Raw genomic sequence first — 16,687 nt, 5'->3', positions numbered from 1 at the left:
ATTAAAAACAACTTATTTTTTACAAATTTATACAAAATAAGAACACATGATTCTATGCCGCTGAGAAATCCCAGCAAAAATCATGTGCCATTCAACCTTTATTTATATTGTTCTTCTAAACGACTCATCCACCAACCTAATGCGATCCCAGCAAAAAATAAAATGGGACAAAAGATGATTCCTAGTAAACTTAAATTTGTGTAATCTGTAGGAACAATCATTACCGTCGAAGCAAAAACAACTCCTAAAATAAAATGGAACAATTTACTATATGCCTTAGAAAAGATAAAATCAAATAACTTTGATAACGTCAACACGCAGACTACCGCACCTAAACCGATCGGTAAGATCACGTCTAAGCGAGCTTCTTTGAAACCATCAGCCATCGCCTTGTATAACCCCATATAGACTAAAAAATTCGAGGGACTCAGTCCAGGAACAATCATCCCTAAGCCGATTAGACCGCCAGCGATGATCCAAGTTACTGTGTTTTGTTCAACTTGACCATCAAATAGTTGTGATCCGTAAAGTAAAAAGAAATAAGCCACGATCAATGTGACGATCATCAGGATGATATCACCTGATTGCCGCCCTTTCTTTCCAGCTTCTTTCCAGCTTCTTTCCACAACGCTGGAACAGTACCTACAATACACCCAACAAAAAACCATAAAATCGTCGTTTCATATGTCCCTAATAAGAAACTCACCAAAAAGGAAAGCAAAAAGACTCCGCTGATGCCTCCTAATCCGACAGGCAAAAAGAAAAGCACGTTTTCTTTAAAATTTCTGGTTAGATGAGCTAAAAAAGAGATCAATCGTTCGTACATCCCAAAAACAGCTGCTAAAGCGCCTCCGCTTACCCCCGGTAAAATAAAACCCGAACCGATAAACATTCCCTTTACAAAGCGCAATAGCCAGTCTTTCCCTGAATCTTTCGCTACCTTTTCTGTTATGATTTGTTCTTTTTCCACTTTTTTGAGCACTCCTTCTTTCTGATAAGATAAAGATCTAGCAAAAAATCTCAGCATTACACTCAATTAGTTAAAAACTTTGTCATATAACTCAATGAGGTCTTCATTCATCTTGACAACTTTTGTGTAAAACATGTTCCCTCCATTATGATAAAGATAACCGCCATTGTAAAGCAATGAGGGGACTCGCCAATAGCGATACTTGGTTTTTTTCTCATTACCTAAAAGTGGACTCAAGACATTTTTGGAATATTCTTCTGCTATCTCCATAGTATTTTCCCCACCTCGGTTTTTTACGTAGACAATATAATCCTTACCGAAGTTATAGGCTTGTATAGCTGTATCAAGATCACATCCTTGTTTTTTTGCCTCATTGATCATTTCTGCTAAGTAGCTGACTCCTTGATCGATACTTTCTTTTTGATTATCGATCACATTGGCTTTACCATAGGCGCTTTCCGAACTTTGCATCAAATCAATCCCCTTGCCTTTTGATTCTGTTAAAATGATCCCCTTGACCAAAGACTCGTACTCTTCCATATGGTACTTTTTGATTGCTGTTGTTATTTCTGGTTCGTACTTTTCTACTCTTTTAATCGATTGATAGGTTTTTCCTAAGATGATCAATACTCCTATGACCAAGACAATCACTAAAAAAGAGACGATTCTTCGAAAGATTGATTTTTTCTTTTTTTTCATAAACATTCACCTAGTTATTTTGACATCTTTTTTTATCTTACTATTTATTATCGTTCTTGGCTATTTCTTACTAATCATTTGTTCCTTTCCTTAATAAAAACTGAAATTTTCGGAATTTTTTACTATCTTACGAAAATGATCGTTGTTTTTTTAGGAAAACAATTGCTCTTATAGGAGAATTGTCGTTATACTTTAACCAGTAGGTGATTATGTGAAAAAAGAAAAGAAATATGCAAAAATGACTGATGGAACAGAGATCTATTATGAGAAAAGCGGAAATGGCATGCCTCTGTTTTTACTCCATGGTAATGATGGCAGTGGTCGTTTCTTCTCAGAACAAGTTCCTGTCTTTAGTCAGTTTTATACCGTTTATCTCATCGATAGTCGAGGTCACGGACGTTCAACGAATCAAGCAAATACCTTGTCTTTTCGTTTGATGGCAGAAGATCTTTATACCATCATGCTACTTGAAGGAATTACAAAAGCAAATATACTAGGTTTTAGTGATGGAGCTAATCTTGGATTGGTCTTTTCAAGTTATTATCCAGAGAAAGTACATCGATTAATATTAAATTCAGGAAATACTTTAGTTAAAGGGGTTTTATTCTCAGCGAGACTGCTTAGCTACTGTCATTATATTGGTATGTGGTTGCTTTCTTTAGTTTGCCCATCGCTTAGAAAAAATTTGTTGGTGATCAAATTGTTGTTAAAAGATATCGGTCTTTCAACAGCAGATTTAGAGAAAATTAAATGTAAAACATTGATTATTGTTGGAAAAAAAGATGTGATCAAACTGCAACACTCCCTTTACCTAGCAAAAACGATCCCAAATGCTTCTTTTGTTTTAGTGAACGAACAAGGACATCAGTTAGCTAGAAAAGATCCTCAACGTTTCAATCAAGAAGTATTAGATTTTTTGTCTGAATAATAAGAATAGTAGGTGATTTTTTTGTTAAAACAAGCCTTACAATGGTTCAAAAACCATTTAGGTCTCTTTAAAACAATCTTTTTAATTTCTGTGGTTGTCATTATCGTTAGTGAATTGATCAATATTGGCAAAACACTATCGATCGCTCAATTAGCCGAAACATTTGCAACGATCCCACTTTGGAAGACGGGGTTGATGCTCATTGTTGGATTACTATCTGTTGCACCGATGATTGGGTATGACATCATCCTTAACCGCTTGTTGGGACAAAAATTAAAAAAGAGTTATTTATTTGAAACAAGTTGGTTGATCAATACCATCAACAATGTTGCCGGTTTTGGCGGCTTTGTCAGCATCGGATTACGCTCCGAATTATACGGTCATAAAAAAGACAGTAAGCAGTTGATGCAAGCTTTGTCGAAGATCTTTTTATTTCTAATGGCTGGACTGTCTATTTATAGTTTGATTTCTTTTTTTATGGTCTTTTTTGCACCGGTTGCGCCTTTTATTAAGCAGTATTGGATTTGGTTGATCGGTGGTGGGTTATACTTCCCACTTGTTTTTGTAGTCACTACCTTAAAAAAAGAGGGCTACCTCGGAGGACTTTCATTAAAAACACAAGGACAATTGCTGCTTGTCTCGATCTTAGAGTGGTCTGGTGTCTTGTTCACCTTTCTAGCAGTTGGGGCACTTATGGATATCAAAGTCGATTTGTGGCAAACGATACCGCTCTTTATCGCAGCTTCAGTTATCGGAATCGTCTCGATGATTCCTGGTGAAATCGGTAGTTTTGATATCATGATGATTATCGGTCTTTCTGCCATAGGTGTGCCAAAGGCAACTGTAGTCGTTTGGATCTTACTGTACCGAATTTTTTATTACATTATTCCTTTTTTGATCGGGATCGTCTTTTTCTTTAAGAATATTGGCTCAACCTTTGATCAACGTTATTCTGGTATTCCTAAGCAACTGGCAACAGAGATTGCTCATAAAGCCGTCGTCGTCCTTTTATATTTTTCTGGTATCATGATGGTTCTTTCAGCAACGATCCCACAAGCTTTTACCGAGTTTCGTTGGCTGCATAGTATCAATCCGTTAAGGTTGCATTTTATTATTCAATTCCCAAGTATGTTGTTAGGATTTCTCTTTGTCATCATGGGGCGTGGGATTGCTGCAAGAGTCAAAAGAGCCTATTGGCCAACTATTGCACTGATCTTTTTAGCAGCATCTTATGTGACGATTATTGACTTTAGCTTTACTGCAGCTATTTTCCTATTGTTACTGTTGTTGATCGTAATTGCTTCGAAAAATGAATTATTTAGAGAACAAATCATTTATTCATGGGAATGGTTGACGATTGATGGTGTGATTATTGGTGCCTTAGCGTTGCTTTACATCATTATTGGCGTTTATAATCTGCCAACATTTCCTCATCGTAAGCATCATTTTATTTCGTTCTTTTTGTTCCCGTCAGAAAAGATTTGGTTATCTGGATTATTTGCTATTATTGCAGTAAGCTTTATCATCATTCTTTTCGTCCACTTCCTACAAGGAAAGAAACAGCAAGTCGGCGAACCGTTGGATGAAGAAAAAGCGTTAAATATCCTCCATACCTTTGGCGGAAATTCTGACAGTCAATTGATTTTCTTAAAAGACAAGCGCATGTTTATTTACGAAAAAGACCAAGTTGGAACGGTTTTATTACAGTTTGCTTGTTACAATAATAAATGTATCGTGATGGGCGATCCTTCGGGTAAAAAAGAAGATTTTCCTGCTGCTATCGAAGCGTTTATTGAAGAAACTGATCGTTTGTGTTACCTCCCCGTCTTTTATGAAACGAGTGAAGAAATCGTGATGATTTTACATGAATTTGGCTATGATTTCATCAAAATGGGCGAAGAAGCACATGTTGAATTAGCCAATTTCACTACTTCTGGAAAGAAAATGAAAGGGTCACGTGCGATCTTGAATCGGATTGACCGAGAAGGTTTTACTTTTGAGATTATTCAGCCACCTTTTTCTGCGACACAGATGACTGAACTCAAACAAATTTCTGATCAATGGTTAGGAAGCCGAAAAGAAAAAGGTTTTTCACTGGGGTTCTTCTCAGAAGATTATCTACAGCGGGCACCGATCGCTGTTTTAAAAGACCCACAACAAGACTTAGTAGCATTTGCTTCGATCATGCCAACCTACACAGATAACAAAATCGGCACGATTGATTTGATGCGTTATGATCCTGAGAAAGCACCAGCCGGAAGTATGGATTATCTTTTCCTTCATTTATTTGAGTATATGAAAGAGGAACAGATTGAGTTTTTCAACTTGGGGATGGCGCCATTATCCAACGTTGGAACCTCAAGAAAAAGTTTTATTCAAGAACGAATTGCTTACTTAGTTTATGAATTTGGTTCGCATTTTTACTCTTTCCATGGCTTGCGTGAGTATAAAGATAAATATGCGACTCATTGGACCTCCCGCTATACTTCCTATTCACGTGACAGTTGGATTGCCTATGTCATGATCGCATTATTGATCATTGATAATGCACCAGTTGACCATAAAAAGCGATTAGTAGGTTTAAAGAAATGGTTACAAAAACGCTGAATATGATAACTTATATCTAATGATGGAAGAAAAAAAGACGCATGATTCTAAAAGTCATCTGACTTGTTGAATCGTGCGTCTTTTTTATTTATCTATCCTTTGTTCTTAGGCTTCGATTTCTGTTACGATACCTGAACCTACTGTACGACCACCTTCACGAATGGAGAAAGTCGTCCCGTTTTCAATAGCAACAGGATGAATCAATTCTACATCGATCGTTACGTTGTCGCCAGGCATGACCATTTCCGTTCCTTCTGGCAAAACAATTGTTCCTGTTACGTCAGTTGTGCGGAAATAAAATTGTGGTCGATAATTATTGAAGAATGGTGTATGACGTCCGCCTTCTTCTTTGGTCAAAACATACACTTCTGCTTTGAATTTAGTATGAGGTGTAATTGAACCAGGTTTGGCAATCACTTGGCCACGTTCGATGTCTTCTCTTTGAATCCCACGTAATAACACACCTACGTTATCCCCTGCTTCACCGTAATCAAGCGTTTTGCGGAACATTTCAACTCCTGTTACTACGGCTTTTTGCGTTTCTGGTTTGATCCCTACGATTTCAATTTCGTCACCGACTCGAACAGCCCCACGGTCAATCCGACCAGATGCTACTGTTCCACGTCCAGTAATTGAAAATACATCTTCGACGGGTAACAATAATGGTTTGTCCGTATCACGTTCTGGTGTTGGGATGTATTCATCGACTGTGTCCATCAATTCCATGATAGCTGCTTCTGCATCAGGATCACCTTGTAATGCTTTTAATGCTGATCCTTTGATAACAGGTGTATCATCACCTGGAAATCCATATTCGCTTAATAGTTCACGAACTTCCATTTCTACTAGGTCAATTAATTCTTCATCATCGACTAAATCTGTTTTGTTCAAGAAAACAATCAAATATTTCACGCCTACTTGGCGAGAAAGTAAAATGTGTTCACGAGTTTGAGGCATTGGGCCATCCGTAGCAGAAACAACCAAGATTGCTCCGTCCATTTGAGCTGCCCCAGTGATCATGTTTTTCACGTAATCCGCATGCCCTGGTGCATCGATATGTGCATAGTGGCGTTTGTCTGTTTCGTATTCCACATGAGCAGTATTGATCGTGATTCCACGTTCACGTTCTTCTGGTGCTGCGTCGATACTAGCATAGTCTTGAGGATTTGCTAAGCCTTTTTTACCTAGTACTGTAGTGATCGCAGCAGTTAAAGTAGTTTTCCCATGGTCGACGTGTCCAATGGTTCCAATATTTACGTGTGGTTTACTTCTATCATAATGTTCTTTTGCCATAATTAACAAACCTCCTAATTAATTTAGAGCTTTAAAGTTTTGCTCTTATCTGTTGTCCATTATAGACTTCTTTGGAAAAATCCAAAAAGAATCTGTCCGCCTTACTTTTTGTAAGTATCGAACAATTTGTATTATACGTCAAACTTGGTCAAAGTCAACCAAGAACACTTATGCTGATTAATGACTAATTTTTCATCAGCCAACCATGCGTAATTGTTGTGACTATCTCCTTGTTTTCACTGCAATGGGCTCTTTCGTAACTATCAATATTCGCGATAAAAACAAATCATTTCTTGTGTCGCTACCGATTTAAATTGGCATTTTTCATAAAATCGACGGGTTCGTTGTTCATTTTCTGTCAATAAAACTTTTTGTCTGACTTTTGGATAAGCTTGTACCATTTTTTCGATTAATTGTGTCCCAATCCCCATGTTTTGATAAGCTGGATGAACAAGCAAATCTTGAATGTAAAGAATCGTTTCGCCATCCCCGACACTACGGATCAATCCGATCAATTGTTGTTTGTCCCATACCGTTATCACTTTGAGAGATTGTTGGATTCCCAGAGCTAATTGTTGGATGTCCTTCGTATAGGCTGACCATCCTACAGCTGTATAGAGCGCGAACAATGCATCAAGGTCAATTTTTTTCTCTTCGCTGAATTCCATGTGCTTTCTATCCTTTGCTATATTTTTGTATGATGTAATCTGTCTCAATCTGTCGTTAACTCAATCAGATTTCCTTCAGGATCTTGGATAACCGCTTCATAATAACCGTCGCCCGTAGTTCTTGGACCACTAATCAATGGATAGCCATCTTTTACAAATGTTTCAGCAAATGAATCCACCTCTGTTTTTGTTCCCACTGAAATTGCTAAATGAGCATAACCAAAAGTATCGACTGCACGATCTGATAAAAAAGGCTTTGTAATCAATTCAATCCGACTTCCTGAGGTGAAATTCAGGAAGTAAGATTGAAACCGGGTTTTAGGATTCGTGTATTTCTCTGAACTTTCTGCAGCAAAATAGTTCTCATAAAACGCTCTCATTTTTTCCAAATCATTAACCCAAATAGCAATATGTTCAACTTTCATTTTGTAACACTCCTTTATATTTTCGTTATCTCTTCCTATCCTTTATACCATTTTCTCTTTATTTGATAAAGAATGATGTGATTATTTTGGCTTTTGCTCTTAGTGATCAGTTCACAAAAGAAATGGTGTTATCTGGTAAAAAGAAAGCTGTCATTCTGAAACATCTAAAGATATGCACTACTTATATAGTTTACACCTGCAAAAAAACCAAGGAAAACTTTATACTGACCGAAAAAAGTTAACTTTTTAATCCAACTTTTAACGTTCACTATAGTTTCTCTTGGCTCTTTTCTTGTCTGCTACATTTTATTGTATTCTCTGAATAAGCATTCTTTTAATAATTATAAACGATTTAATACTTCGTCTACATTTTTGATCATCACTGAGATTGTTCCATCTGGGTTATTAACAAATTCGATCAAATCTGGATTTCGGTAGACGTCTACAGGGACGATCAATTCGATTCCATTGGATAACTTGAATTTTTGTTTACCAAATTTTTTCTCAGAAATTTCTTGGACTTCTCTGACTGGCAAAGCTTCAGCAACAAATCCCTGTTCTTGGACTTCTTCTTGAAAAGCTAATTTCGCTGTGATATTTTCTTTGAAGACTTTTTCCGCAATCATTTCATGGTCTAGTCTGCCCTTTTCCTCGATCGTATCATAAACAGCCTCTTTTAAATCAGCCACTAGATCAAATTCTTCAGTTTCAAATTTTTTCCCTAAACTTTTAGCTACTTTTTGGATCACTTTAACATTCTCTTCTAATGAAGGCGCAGGAACACTTTCGATGACTCTCCCCGAAAAATAGAGTTCTTTTTTTCCAGAAAACTCATATTTTTTTTCAATCAGTTCATAGGTTAAATCAGTTAACGCCACCGCAAACGCTTCATCTGCCTTTTGGGATTTTGCCCCCAATATCGCTCGATTCAAAATCAATTGATTGGCGATTCCTGTTTCGTCTGCCTCTACAAAATGTGTATAGGATTCTCGGTAATTGACTTTTAACAAAGCCACATACATCACCGTATCTACTTCATACAAAACAACAAAGACATCAGCGCTTGGTGCTTCTTCGCTTTCTTGATAGATCTCGAACCAGCGTTGAACGATCCCTTCACTTGCTGCTACAAAGTTTTCTTGACAGTCCTGGACTTGTTTCGCCATCATACTTTCAGGTGACAGCTGTCCTGTTTTCGTTTGTGCAGAAGAAATTTTTTGGATTTTCTTTTGTAAAAAATCTCGAATAAACTCTTTAGTCAGATCCAATTCTTGTTGAGAAAATACGGGTGATCCCGTTTCACGATCAATAATATGCATAATTGCTTTTTTTAAATAAATATCCATGTTCTCATTCCCTTCTGGTTTAGTTTACGGAAAATCAATACAAAATACCAGAACGAAAATCATTATTTTCCTTTTTTTGAAAAAAATAATTGTCTCCTAAACAAAATGGATTCCTTTTTTGAGAAAATGCGCTACACTTAAAAGTGAACTAAAAATTAAGGAGTTGAGAATATGGATTCATTAACAAATACGTATCGTTTATCAAATGGTTATGAAATTCCGATTGTTGGTTTTGGTACTTGGCAAACACCGGATGGCGATGTCGCAGTTTCTTCAGTCAAAGAAGCGCTAGCTGCTGGTTATCGCCACATTGATACAGCACAAGGTTACAAAAATGAGGAAAGCGTCGGTCAAGCGATCAAAGAAAGTGGGATTCCCAGAGAAGAGATTTTTCTAACAACAAAACTTTGGAATGCCAATCACAGTTATGACTTAGTGATGTCTTCGTTTGAAGAATCACTACAAAAATTACAAACAGATTATATTGATCTTTTCTTGATCCACTGGCCTAATCCTGTGGCTTTCCGTGACAATTGGGAAGAAGCAAACGCCCAAACTTGGCGAGCTTTTGAAGAGCTGTATGAAGCTGGAAAAATCAAAGCCATTGGCGTCAGCAACTTCTTGCCCCATCATCTAGATGCGTTACAAAAAACAGCCAAGATCATGCCAATGGTCAACCAAATTTTCTTAGCTCCTGGTGAATTGCAACCAGCAGTCGTTGACTATGCCAAAAAACACGAAATGATCCTGGAAGCTTACAGCCCACTTGGCACAGGGAAAATTTTCGATGTACCAGAGATGCAGGAAATTGCCAAAGCCCATCAAAAGAGTATTGCTCAGGTTGCTTTACGCTGGTCCTTACAACATGGTTTCTTGCCTCTGCCAAAATCCGTAACTCCTAGTCGGATCAAAGAAAATGCTGAACTTTTTGACTTTGAACTGTCAGAAGAAGAAATGCAACAAATCGATCAATTAGATGGCGTAGTTGGTAAAGCAAAAGATCCAGATACTACCCAATTTTAATTTAAGGATGTTTGATAACAATGACTCCGATTGAACGTTTAGAAAGGCTCTCAGAAGAAATCACTCGTACCTTTCATTCTGATTTTATCTTTTTAATCGGACCAGATAAGATCCAACACTTTCCAGCACGTAACTGGTCCCATGATCAAAAAATCCAAGAGCTAACCCATCGTTTCGATCATTCGCTAATGGTTACGACTTGGCAAGGACATGAAGTGATCTATTCACCTGAACTGTCTGTCTTTGCTTTGATTCCTTGTTCCAAAACAACGTAGCTGACTTCAATGATCGTGATAAGCCGATACACACTGAGTTTTTCTTGCCGGTGTCGTATCGGCTTATCTTTTGATATACACCTAAAAAGAGGAAACATTTCTGATAAAAACAAATATTTTCCTAAAAAAATGCGTATAAATACATACATATCTAAGTTTTTTTCGTATAATCCTTTTCATTTCATCTTTTTTTTCTTATAATCGAAAGGGTATGAGCGAAGGAGAGAACATATGAAGAAAAAACAAAAACAAAAATTACTCAATCAATTCCGTCCTTCTTTAGATGGAATCAGAAGTCAATTATTTCATTCTTTAGAGGATGAAAGTCTACGTCGTTACGGCTTACCTTTACAAGTCATGCTTGATCCGAAAGACCGCCACATCTTAACGATTGGACTTGCAGGAAAAACAAATGAAGATACTCGCATCAATGTACCGATTGATGATAATTTCACAACTGTCTTAAAACGAATCCGTTCAGGAGAAAAAGACATTTTTGAACGCTTCCGTGACAACTTATTGATTGAAATCGTTTCTTATTGGAATGATCAACGTCTTAAAAATGATGAACCAACTGCTCAAGAGGTTTCTACACCTGTTGCTGAAACAAAAGTTACTGACTCAAAACCTGTGGAATCACCTAAAACAGCTGAAGTATCAAAAGCGGAAACAACTGAAAAACAACGCTCAACTGAAACTGCCGCTTTGAATTTCGCTGATTTTTCAAGCGCAGTAGCGGAATATCCAAAATTTTATGTAGAAAAAGAAGCTGATGCAGCAGTCATCTATGAGAAAACCTCAGATGAACCACGTAAATTAGCTGAAATTTCAATGACAGCAGAAAACCAATTTACAATTGAAAAAGCGTTAGAACGCAAATACAAAGTGAAACTGACATTGATCCCATTGATCGAACAGTTTGCTGCAACAGCTATTTCAGAAAGATAACCAGTTTCACAAATCTATCCACTGCATCCAAAAACGGCTTTTTGTCAAATGATGCCGGTAATGAGAAATCATAAAATGTTAAATGAGCAGAAAGGCAATTGCCCTCTGCTCATTTTTTTATAGTAAATATTTTTTCTATTACTTTGAATCACCAAAAGTTGTCAATAATCTTCACCAATCTTAAAAAAGATAGAACCAAAAAACCAAGCGGTCTCTTTCCCTTAGTTTATTGGTTATGTTTTTCCAGCTTACCCATGCGCATGATAAAAGACATTCAGTTCATAAGCGACACCAGTAATAATTACTGCTAGTAAAAGGACTAAAAGACCTAAAACTACTTTTTGCTTTTTAGAAAAAAGCGTTTTTTTCTTCTCTAGTTGCCTTGTTTTCAATATTGAATCTGTGGAGATAAATGAGAAACAAATAACATAAGACAATAAAACTACTACTGCACTTAACGAGAATCCAGCTAAAATATCACTTGGATAATGGACTCTTAGATATAATCGAGTTGCTGCAATCAGCAATGGATAGCTGATAAGATACCAAGCAACTCTTCTGGTATCCTGACGACTCCAAATAATACTTAACGATAAGATAATTGTTAGGAAAAGCGCAAAGGATAATAAAGAATGTCCACTAGGAAACGAGTAACTCGTACGTATTTCCAATTGTGAAACGGCAGGTCTGATTCGTGCAATGAGCTTTTTTAGAATATACCCAAAAAAACTAACCGCAAAGATATTACAGATATTCCAAATCGCTAACAAATGGTAATTCTTTTTCCAAATATAAAAAGCAAAAAGAAAGGCGAAACATAAGGTCGGACCAATCGTTGCTAACTTAGCAAACAAACGAACAATCGCTGTTAGTTGTGGAAAATTAGGTAAATCGATCTTTGTATAAACCGCTAAATCTAGTGTTTCGAACCATGGAGGATTGATTTTTACGCATAAAATCAAACCAATCAAAAGACATAATGGAACGATTGATAATTTCAGTGCTTTTTGTTGATAATCACTCATAAAACTTTCACTTACTTTCTAACTTCATCTGACTAAACAAATGACTTATTCTACTTTTTTAAAACCTAAAATCATACCTAATCCGCCTCCCATGATCAACAAGGAGGTTCCTCCTTGACTTAGAAAAGGCAAAGGAATTCCTGTTAAAGGCAGTAAACCAATCGAAGCGCCGATATTTTCTACGATTTGAAATAATAGTCCAAATACGAGTACTACCGCTAGATATAGATTTCCTTTATTGTTTGTCTGTATCGCAGTGTAAATAACTTGGTAGAAAAGATAGAAATATAGAAAAACGACGGTCACGCTACCTAAAAAACCAAACGTTTCGGCAATTACAGTAAATACCATATCTGATTCACGTACTGGTACATAGATTGGTGGTATTTCAGCTGGTCGTCCACTAAATCCACCTGCACTAACAGATAATAAGCTTTGTGATTGTTGGTATCCGATCGATTGACTATAAGCAAAAGGATCGATCCAAGCTCTCACCCGGTCTAATTGATACGTCTTAAAGTTCAGACTATAAAGGATCTCATTACCGTATTTCGTAAAAACTAGACAAATCAATATGACCCCAATAATAAATAAAAAACTAGCACATACGGCCAAGATCTTCCAATGGACCCCTGCAATCATGAACAGAGCCCCCAAACAAATAATAAATACCAAACTTGTCCCAAAATCTTTTTGCATATACATCAACAAGAAAGTTGGTAAACTGATCAACAGAACTTGAAAGACATAGATCAGATCCGTTTTCACGGTACGTTCACTGACTTTCTTTTCATAAAGCAAGGTGAAATAAACGAGAACTAATGCAAAAGTCAATTTAACCAATTCAGAAGGTTGAAAAGTAAAACTACCAATCCTCAGCCAACGTTTCGTATCGGTTAATTGGTACATCACCGGATCATAAAATTTGTAGAGCAAACTCATAATTGCTAATGAAATGGCATAAAAATAAGGAGACAATCGTAACAATAACGCTGTCTTGATTTTTTGTGTCAGTAACAAAAGTCCTAATGAAGCAATGCAAAATATCACTTGTTTTAAAACAATAGTTTTATAAGGCACTTGGTCGTAGACTGCTGCTCCATATTGCACACCGATACTTAATAAATAAAAGAGAAAAATCGGCAAAAATAACGCATAATTAAACTCAAATGATTTTGATTTCACACACAACACCTCTTAAACGAAAGTTTTCGTAACCAGAATTTCTCTAATCTTCTTATCAAAACATCCGTTATCAACTAGTATCCATTTTGCCATCCTTTCTATTAGGCAAAAGGAGTCACTTTCACATGAGGAAAAATAAAAGTAGCGTGATCAAAATGTGCTGTGATTTATTTTCAAGTAAGTGGTGTAAATATCCAACTCCAAAAAATAAGCCGAAAATTCACAAAAATCAGCAAAGATTTTTAGAAGTTTCGGCTTATTTGTTAAAGTTGCGTACATCAACAACTATCTCATCGTGTGAGTTTTGACACTAAACAACGTAAAGATTTCTCTTAGCTATCTTATGAAGAGCCTTAATTCGACAATTCCTGTTTTACACATTGGCGTCTTTCGACGTTTCTGCGCAATAGCCTATGTTTGTTTAGGAGCCTCGCCTAACAAGTATTAAATTTGAAAAAAGTATATCCTTTAACGAACAATTTCACAATAGCATCCCGTAGAAAGTTCGCAAAAATTTAGTCATATTTAACCTTTTCCTTAATTTTACCGGCAATTAGCAAAAAAAGAGAGCTTTTGACTAGGAATAATATGAATAAATATATGAATAAATATAATAAATATATAGTAGCTTTTTATCCATTCTGCTGTTATCCCAATCAGTCTCTCTTTTTTATAAATACTTATTTTTTACGTAATTGCATCAAAAATTTTCTAGCTACGTCCTGATTCATTCCTTCGGCTTTTCTTAGAAATTCAGCGACTTGTTCAATTTCAGTTCCTTGTGCCCCGACTGTGATCGCTAAGGCTCTAGCTTGAAGCGACATGTGCCCCTTTTGGATACCGTCTGTCACTAATGCCCGCAAAGCAGCTAAATTTTGTGCTAAACCGACGGCAGCAATGATTTGAGCTAATTCTTTTGCTGATTCAATCTTCAACATGTCTAGTGCAATCTTTGCTTTTGGAAGAATCCTAGAAGCCCCTCCAACTGTTGCCACTGCCAAAGGTACCGTTAATTGTCCAACTAACTTATCTCCAATCATTTGCCAGTCTGACAGGCCTTGGTAAGCACCATCTTTCGCAGCATACGCATGAACGGCAGCTGCACAAGCTCTCGTATCGTTTCCAGTAGCAAGAATGACAGCTTCGATGCCATTCATGATCCCTTTATTATGTGTTGCTGCCCGATAAACATCTAATTTAGCATACTCGGAAGCTTGTTGGATTTTTTCAGCAACTCTCTTTCCTGCTTCAATCGTTTTTCCCAATCGCTCGAAGGGAATCTCACAACTAGCTGTTACTAATGATTCTGTTGCGAAATTGCTTAAAATACTAAACAAAATCTCTTCTTTAGGAAACCAGGAACGTATTTTCTGGGCAACACCTTCTAAGATAGCGTTGATGATATTAGCTCCCATCGCATCTTTTACATCAACCAAGAAATCGATCGATAAGTAATCCAAATTATTGCCCTTAAAGTTTCTTGTTGCGATTTCCTGCACTCCACCACCACGTCTCACGATCGAGGGATAACTTGCATTCGCACATGCTAGTAGTTCATCTTGTCTGGCGATGACAGCATCAGTTATGCCTCGATTATCCAGTTCCCCTGATAGTACAATCTGACCACGCATCAGGCGTTGTGGTGTAATTGCTGTAATGTCTCCACATATTTTTGCACCGTTACTGGCTGCAGCAATTACAGACGGTTCTTCTGTCGCCATCGGTACTTGCCTTTTGATTCCATTGATTTGAAAATTAGGTGCAATCCCTAGAGGAATCTCAACTTGACTGATTTGATTTTCAATCAAATGATTGGCTACTTCTTCAGAGAGTGTTCCTACTTTTAATTCATCAGCTTGTGATTGACTGATGATTCCTTCACTAACCAACTGACTCCGACGTTGTTCAGGCGTCAGTTGATAAAACTTTTTTTTTTGGTCACTTGATTGTTCCGTTTCTAGATTTGCTTCAAGTAACATGGCTAGTCCTAAGCCTCCACCAATACATAAAGAAGCCACACCATATTGTTGGTTCATTCGTTTCAAGCCATAACTTAATGTTGTCAAAATACGAGCACCACTTGCACCAATCGGATGACCGAGTGCGATGGCACCACCATCTACATTGACTTTTTCTTCAGCTAGTTTTAAGTTGCGATTGACCACGATCGATGAAGCCGCAAATGCTTCGTTGATCTCAAAACGATCGATTTGATCAATAGAAATTTCTGCTTTTTTCAATAATGTTTGGATTGCTGAGATAGGTGCAATTCCCATGATGCTCGGATCAATCCCAATTTCAGAAACAACCTTGATTGTTGCAAGATAAGGAAGCCCATGTTTGATCGCATATTCTTTTGAAGCTAAAATCAATACCGATGCTCCATCATTTAACGGAGAAGCATTTCCTGCTGTCACAGTCCCATTTTCGGAAAAAACAGTTTTCAAAGTCCCTAATTTTTCCAGTGTACTATTCCCTCGGATGGCTTCGTCTTTATCCATGATTCTTTGATCAGGTAAAGTAACGGGAATAATTTCTGCTTCAAATACCCCGTTTTCACTAGCTTGAGCTGCTTTTTTTTGTGAGTTGAGCGCATATTGATCTTGTTCTGTTCTCGTAACGGAAAATTCGTTCGCTACTTTTTCAGCAGTTAAGCCCATATGTGCATTTGAGAACGCATCTGTCAGCCCATCATTGACCATACTTGAGATCGGCTCTTCATAAGTTGCATTTTCTGCTTCATATTGCTGAAGCAGTGGCGCACGTGACATGCTTTCAGTGCCTCCTGCGACTACTAGATCAGCTTCACCTAACTGAATCAATTGGCGAGCCAAAATAACCGCCTTCATTCCTGAGCCACATACTTCGTTGACTGTCATGGCAGGAACCTGAACAGGGATCCCACTATTGACAGAAATTTGTCTGGCAACATTCTGACCATTCCCCGCCTGTAATACATTTCCAAATATTACTTGATCGATGTTTTCTTTATGGATACCTGTTTTTTCTAACAGTTCTTTTGTAATGATTGTTCCTAATTCTACAGCAGAAAAACTGCTTAAACTGCCACGATACTTTCCAATTGGCGTTCTCGCAGCATCTATAATAACGACTTCCTTCAAGTCAGTCACCTCCTAGAAAAATATACCATTGTTTATGCTAAAAACAAATACCTCACTACAGCTTCAAAAAAATCTAGGAATAAATTTTACAAATCCTTAAATATTCGCTTTTTTATATTTCTTTTAATCTTTTTATGATACTTTAGTAAAGTAAGTTTTTTTATCATGAGTAA

13 protein-coding genes, 1 pseudogene and 1 riboswitch are annotated in these 16,687 nt (G+C 37.0%); of the genes and pseudogenes, 5 read left to right on the top strand and 9 right to left on the bottom strand.

What is annotated here, in order from left to right; translation table 11 throughout:
• Window positions 1–98: 98 nt before the first annotated feature.
• Window positions 99–892: pseudogene (locus IGJ18_RS05215) on the bottom strand (DUF368 domain-containing protein).
• A 144-nt stretch (window positions 893–1,036) separates the two neighbouring features.
• Window positions 1,037–1,669, bottom strand: coding sequence for a lysozyme family protein (locus IGJ18_RS05210; protein ID WP_053766455.1), 633 nt, complete (start codon window positions 1,667–1,669; stop codon window positions 1,037–1,039).
• Between the two features lie 211 nt (window positions 1,670–1,880).
• Between IGJ18_RS05210 and IGJ18_RS05205 the strand changes: the two genes are divergently transcribed.
• Together IGJ18_RS05205 and mprF are read left to right on the top strand one after the other, a co-directional pair.
• Window positions 1,881–2,597 (top strand): alpha/beta fold hydrolase, encoded by a 717-nt coding sequence (locus IGJ18_RS05205; protein WP_010719591.1) that lies wholly within the window; start codon window positions 1,881–1,883, stop codon window positions 2,595–2,597.
• A 21-nt stretch (window positions 2,598–2,618) separates the two neighbouring features.
• The gene (gene mprF / locus IGJ18_RS05200; protein ID WP_010737339.1) at window positions 2,619–5,204 is read left to right on the top strand and encodes a bifunctional lysylphosphatidylglycerol flippase/synthetase MprF; all 2,586 of its coding nucleotides are present in this window, start codon (window positions 2,619–2,621) and stop codon (window positions 5,202–5,204) included.
• Between the two features lie 105 nt (window positions 5,205–5,309).
• On the opposite strand, the gene tuf is transcribed toward mprF, so the two are convergent.
• The 4 genes from tuf to IGJ18_RS05180 all read right to left on the bottom strand — a co-directional run bounded on the left by tuf (window position 5,310) and on the right by IGJ18_RS05180 (window position 8,936).
• A complete protein-coding gene (gene tuf / locus IGJ18_RS05195; RefSeq protein WP_010719593.1) occupies window positions 5,310–6,497 on the bottom strand; it encodes an elongation factor Tu in 1,188 nt (395 codons plus the stop codon).
• Window positions 6,498–6,760: 263 nt separating this feature from the next.
• Window positions 6,761–7,165 carry a GNAT family N-acetyltransferase gene (locus IGJ18_RS05190; RefSeq protein WP_438842977.1) on the bottom strand — a complete coding sequence of 135 codons (405 nt, stop codon included), beginning with the start codon at window positions 7,163–7,165 and terminating at the stop codon, window positions 6,761–6,763.
• A 44-nt stretch (window positions 7,166–7,209) separates the two neighbouring features.
• Entirely contained in the window at window positions 7,210–7,590 is a 381-nt protein-coding gene (locus IGJ18_RS05185) for a VOC family protein (protein ID WP_010737337.1), read from the bottom strand.
• 341 nt (window positions 7,591–7,931) lie between these two features.
• Entirely contained in the window at window positions 7,932–8,936 is a 1,005-nt protein-coding gene (locus IGJ18_RS05180; RefSeq protein WP_010719596.1) for a nucleoid-associated protein, read from the bottom strand.
• 171 nt (window positions 8,937–9,107) lie between these two features.
• Between IGJ18_RS05180 and IGJ18_RS05175 the strand changes: the two genes are divergently transcribed.
• The 3 genes from IGJ18_RS05175 to IGJ18_RS05165 all read left to right on the top strand — a co-directional run bounded on the left by IGJ18_RS05175 (window position 9,108) and on the right by IGJ18_RS05165 (window position 11,182).
• Window positions 9,108–9,959, top strand: a complete 852-nt coding sequence (locus IGJ18_RS05175; RefSeq protein WP_034700247.1) for an aldo/keto reductase — start codon at window positions 9,108–9,110, stop codon at window positions 9,957–9,959.
• Window positions 9,960–9,979: 20 nt separating this feature from the next.
• Window positions 9,980–10,234, top strand: coding sequence for a hypothetical protein (locus IGJ18_RS05170; RefSeq protein ID WP_096710473.1), 255 nt, complete (start codon window positions 9,980–9,982; stop codon window positions 10,232–10,234).
• Between the two features lie 231 nt (window positions 10,235–10,465).
• Window positions 10,466–11,182, top strand: a complete 717-nt coding sequence (locus tag IGJ18_RS05165; protein WP_438842976.1) for a hypothetical protein — start codon at window positions 10,466–10,468, stop codon at window positions 11,180–11,182.
• 248 nt (window positions 11,183–11,430) lie between these two features.
• Here IGJ18_RS05165 and IGJ18_RS05160 read toward each other — a convergent pair whose 3' ends face one another.
• The 3 genes from IGJ18_RS05160 to IGJ18_RS05150 all read right to left on the bottom strand — a co-directional run bounded on the left by IGJ18_RS05160 (window position 11,431) and on the right by IGJ18_RS05150 (window position 16,514).
• A complete protein-coding gene (locus tag IGJ18_RS05160) occupies window positions 11,431–12,207 on the bottom strand; it encodes a phosphatase PAP2 family protein (RefSeq protein WP_438842975.1) in 777 nt (258 codons plus the stop codon).
• Window positions 12,208–12,252: 45 nt separating this feature from the next.
• Window positions 12,253–13,392, bottom strand: coding sequence for an FtsW/RodA/SpoVE family cell cycle protein (locus tag IGJ18_RS05155; RefSeq protein WP_010719601.1), 1,140 nt, complete (start codon window positions 13,390–13,392; stop codon window positions 12,253–12,255).
• Between the two features lie 281 nt (window positions 13,393–13,673).
• A riboswitch (M-box (ykoK) riboswitch) is annotated at window positions 13,674–13,841 on the bottom strand.
• A gap of 231 nt (window positions 13,842–14,072) precedes the next feature.
• On the bottom strand, window positions 14,073–16,514 hold the full coding sequence (locus tag IGJ18_RS05150; protein WP_438842974.1) for a hydroxymethylglutaryl-CoA reductase, degradative: 2,442 nt from the start codon (window positions 16,512–16,514) through the stop codon (window positions 14,073–14,075).
• Between the last annotated feature and the right edge of the window lie 173 nt (window positions 16,515–16,687).

It is taken from the genome of Enterococcus sp. AZ078 (assembly GCF_051714985.1).
GTDB lineage: Bacteria > Bacillota > Bacilli > Lactobacillales > Enterococcaceae > Enterococcus_B > Enterococcus_B hirae.
The sequence above is the reverse complement of the archived record's forward strand: the minus strand, read 5'-3'. Positions and strand labels throughout refer to the sequence as shown.

Coding starts and splice junctions, on each gene's coding strand:
- IGJ18_RS05210 (WP_053766455.1), bottom strand. CDS start 1,669: ATGAAAAAAAAGAAAAAATCAATCTTTCGAAGAATCGTCTCTTTTTTA.
- tuf (WP_010719593.1), bottom strand. CDS start 6,497: ATGGCAAAAGAACATTATGATAGAAGTAAACCACACGTAAATATTGGA.
- IGJ18_RS05190 (WP_438842977.1), bottom strand. CDS start 7,165: ATGGAATTCAGCGAAGAGAAAAAAATTGACCTTGATGCATTGTTCGCG.
- IGJ18_RS05185 (WP_010737337.1), bottom strand. CDS start 7,590: ATGAAAGTTGAACATATTGCTATTTGGGTTAATGATTTGGAAAAAATG.
- IGJ18_RS05180 (WP_010719596.1), bottom strand. CDS start 8,936: ATGGATATTTATTTAAAAAAAGCAATTATGCATATTATTGATCGTGAA.
- IGJ18_RS05175 (WP_034700247.1), top strand. CDS start 9,108: ATGGATTCATTAACAAATACGTATCGTTTATCAAATGGTTATGAAATT.
- IGJ18_RS05170 (WP_096710473.1), top strand. CDS start 9,980: ATGACTCCGATTGAACGTTTAGAAAGGCTCTCAGAAGAAATCACTCGT.
- IGJ18_RS05165 (WP_438842976.1), top strand. CDS start 10,466: ATGAAGAAAAAACAAAAACAAAAATTACTCAATCAATTCCGTCCTTCT.
- IGJ18_RS05160 (WP_438842975.1), bottom strand. CDS start 12,207: ATGAGTGATTATCAACAAAAAGCACTGAAATTATCAATCGTTCCATTA.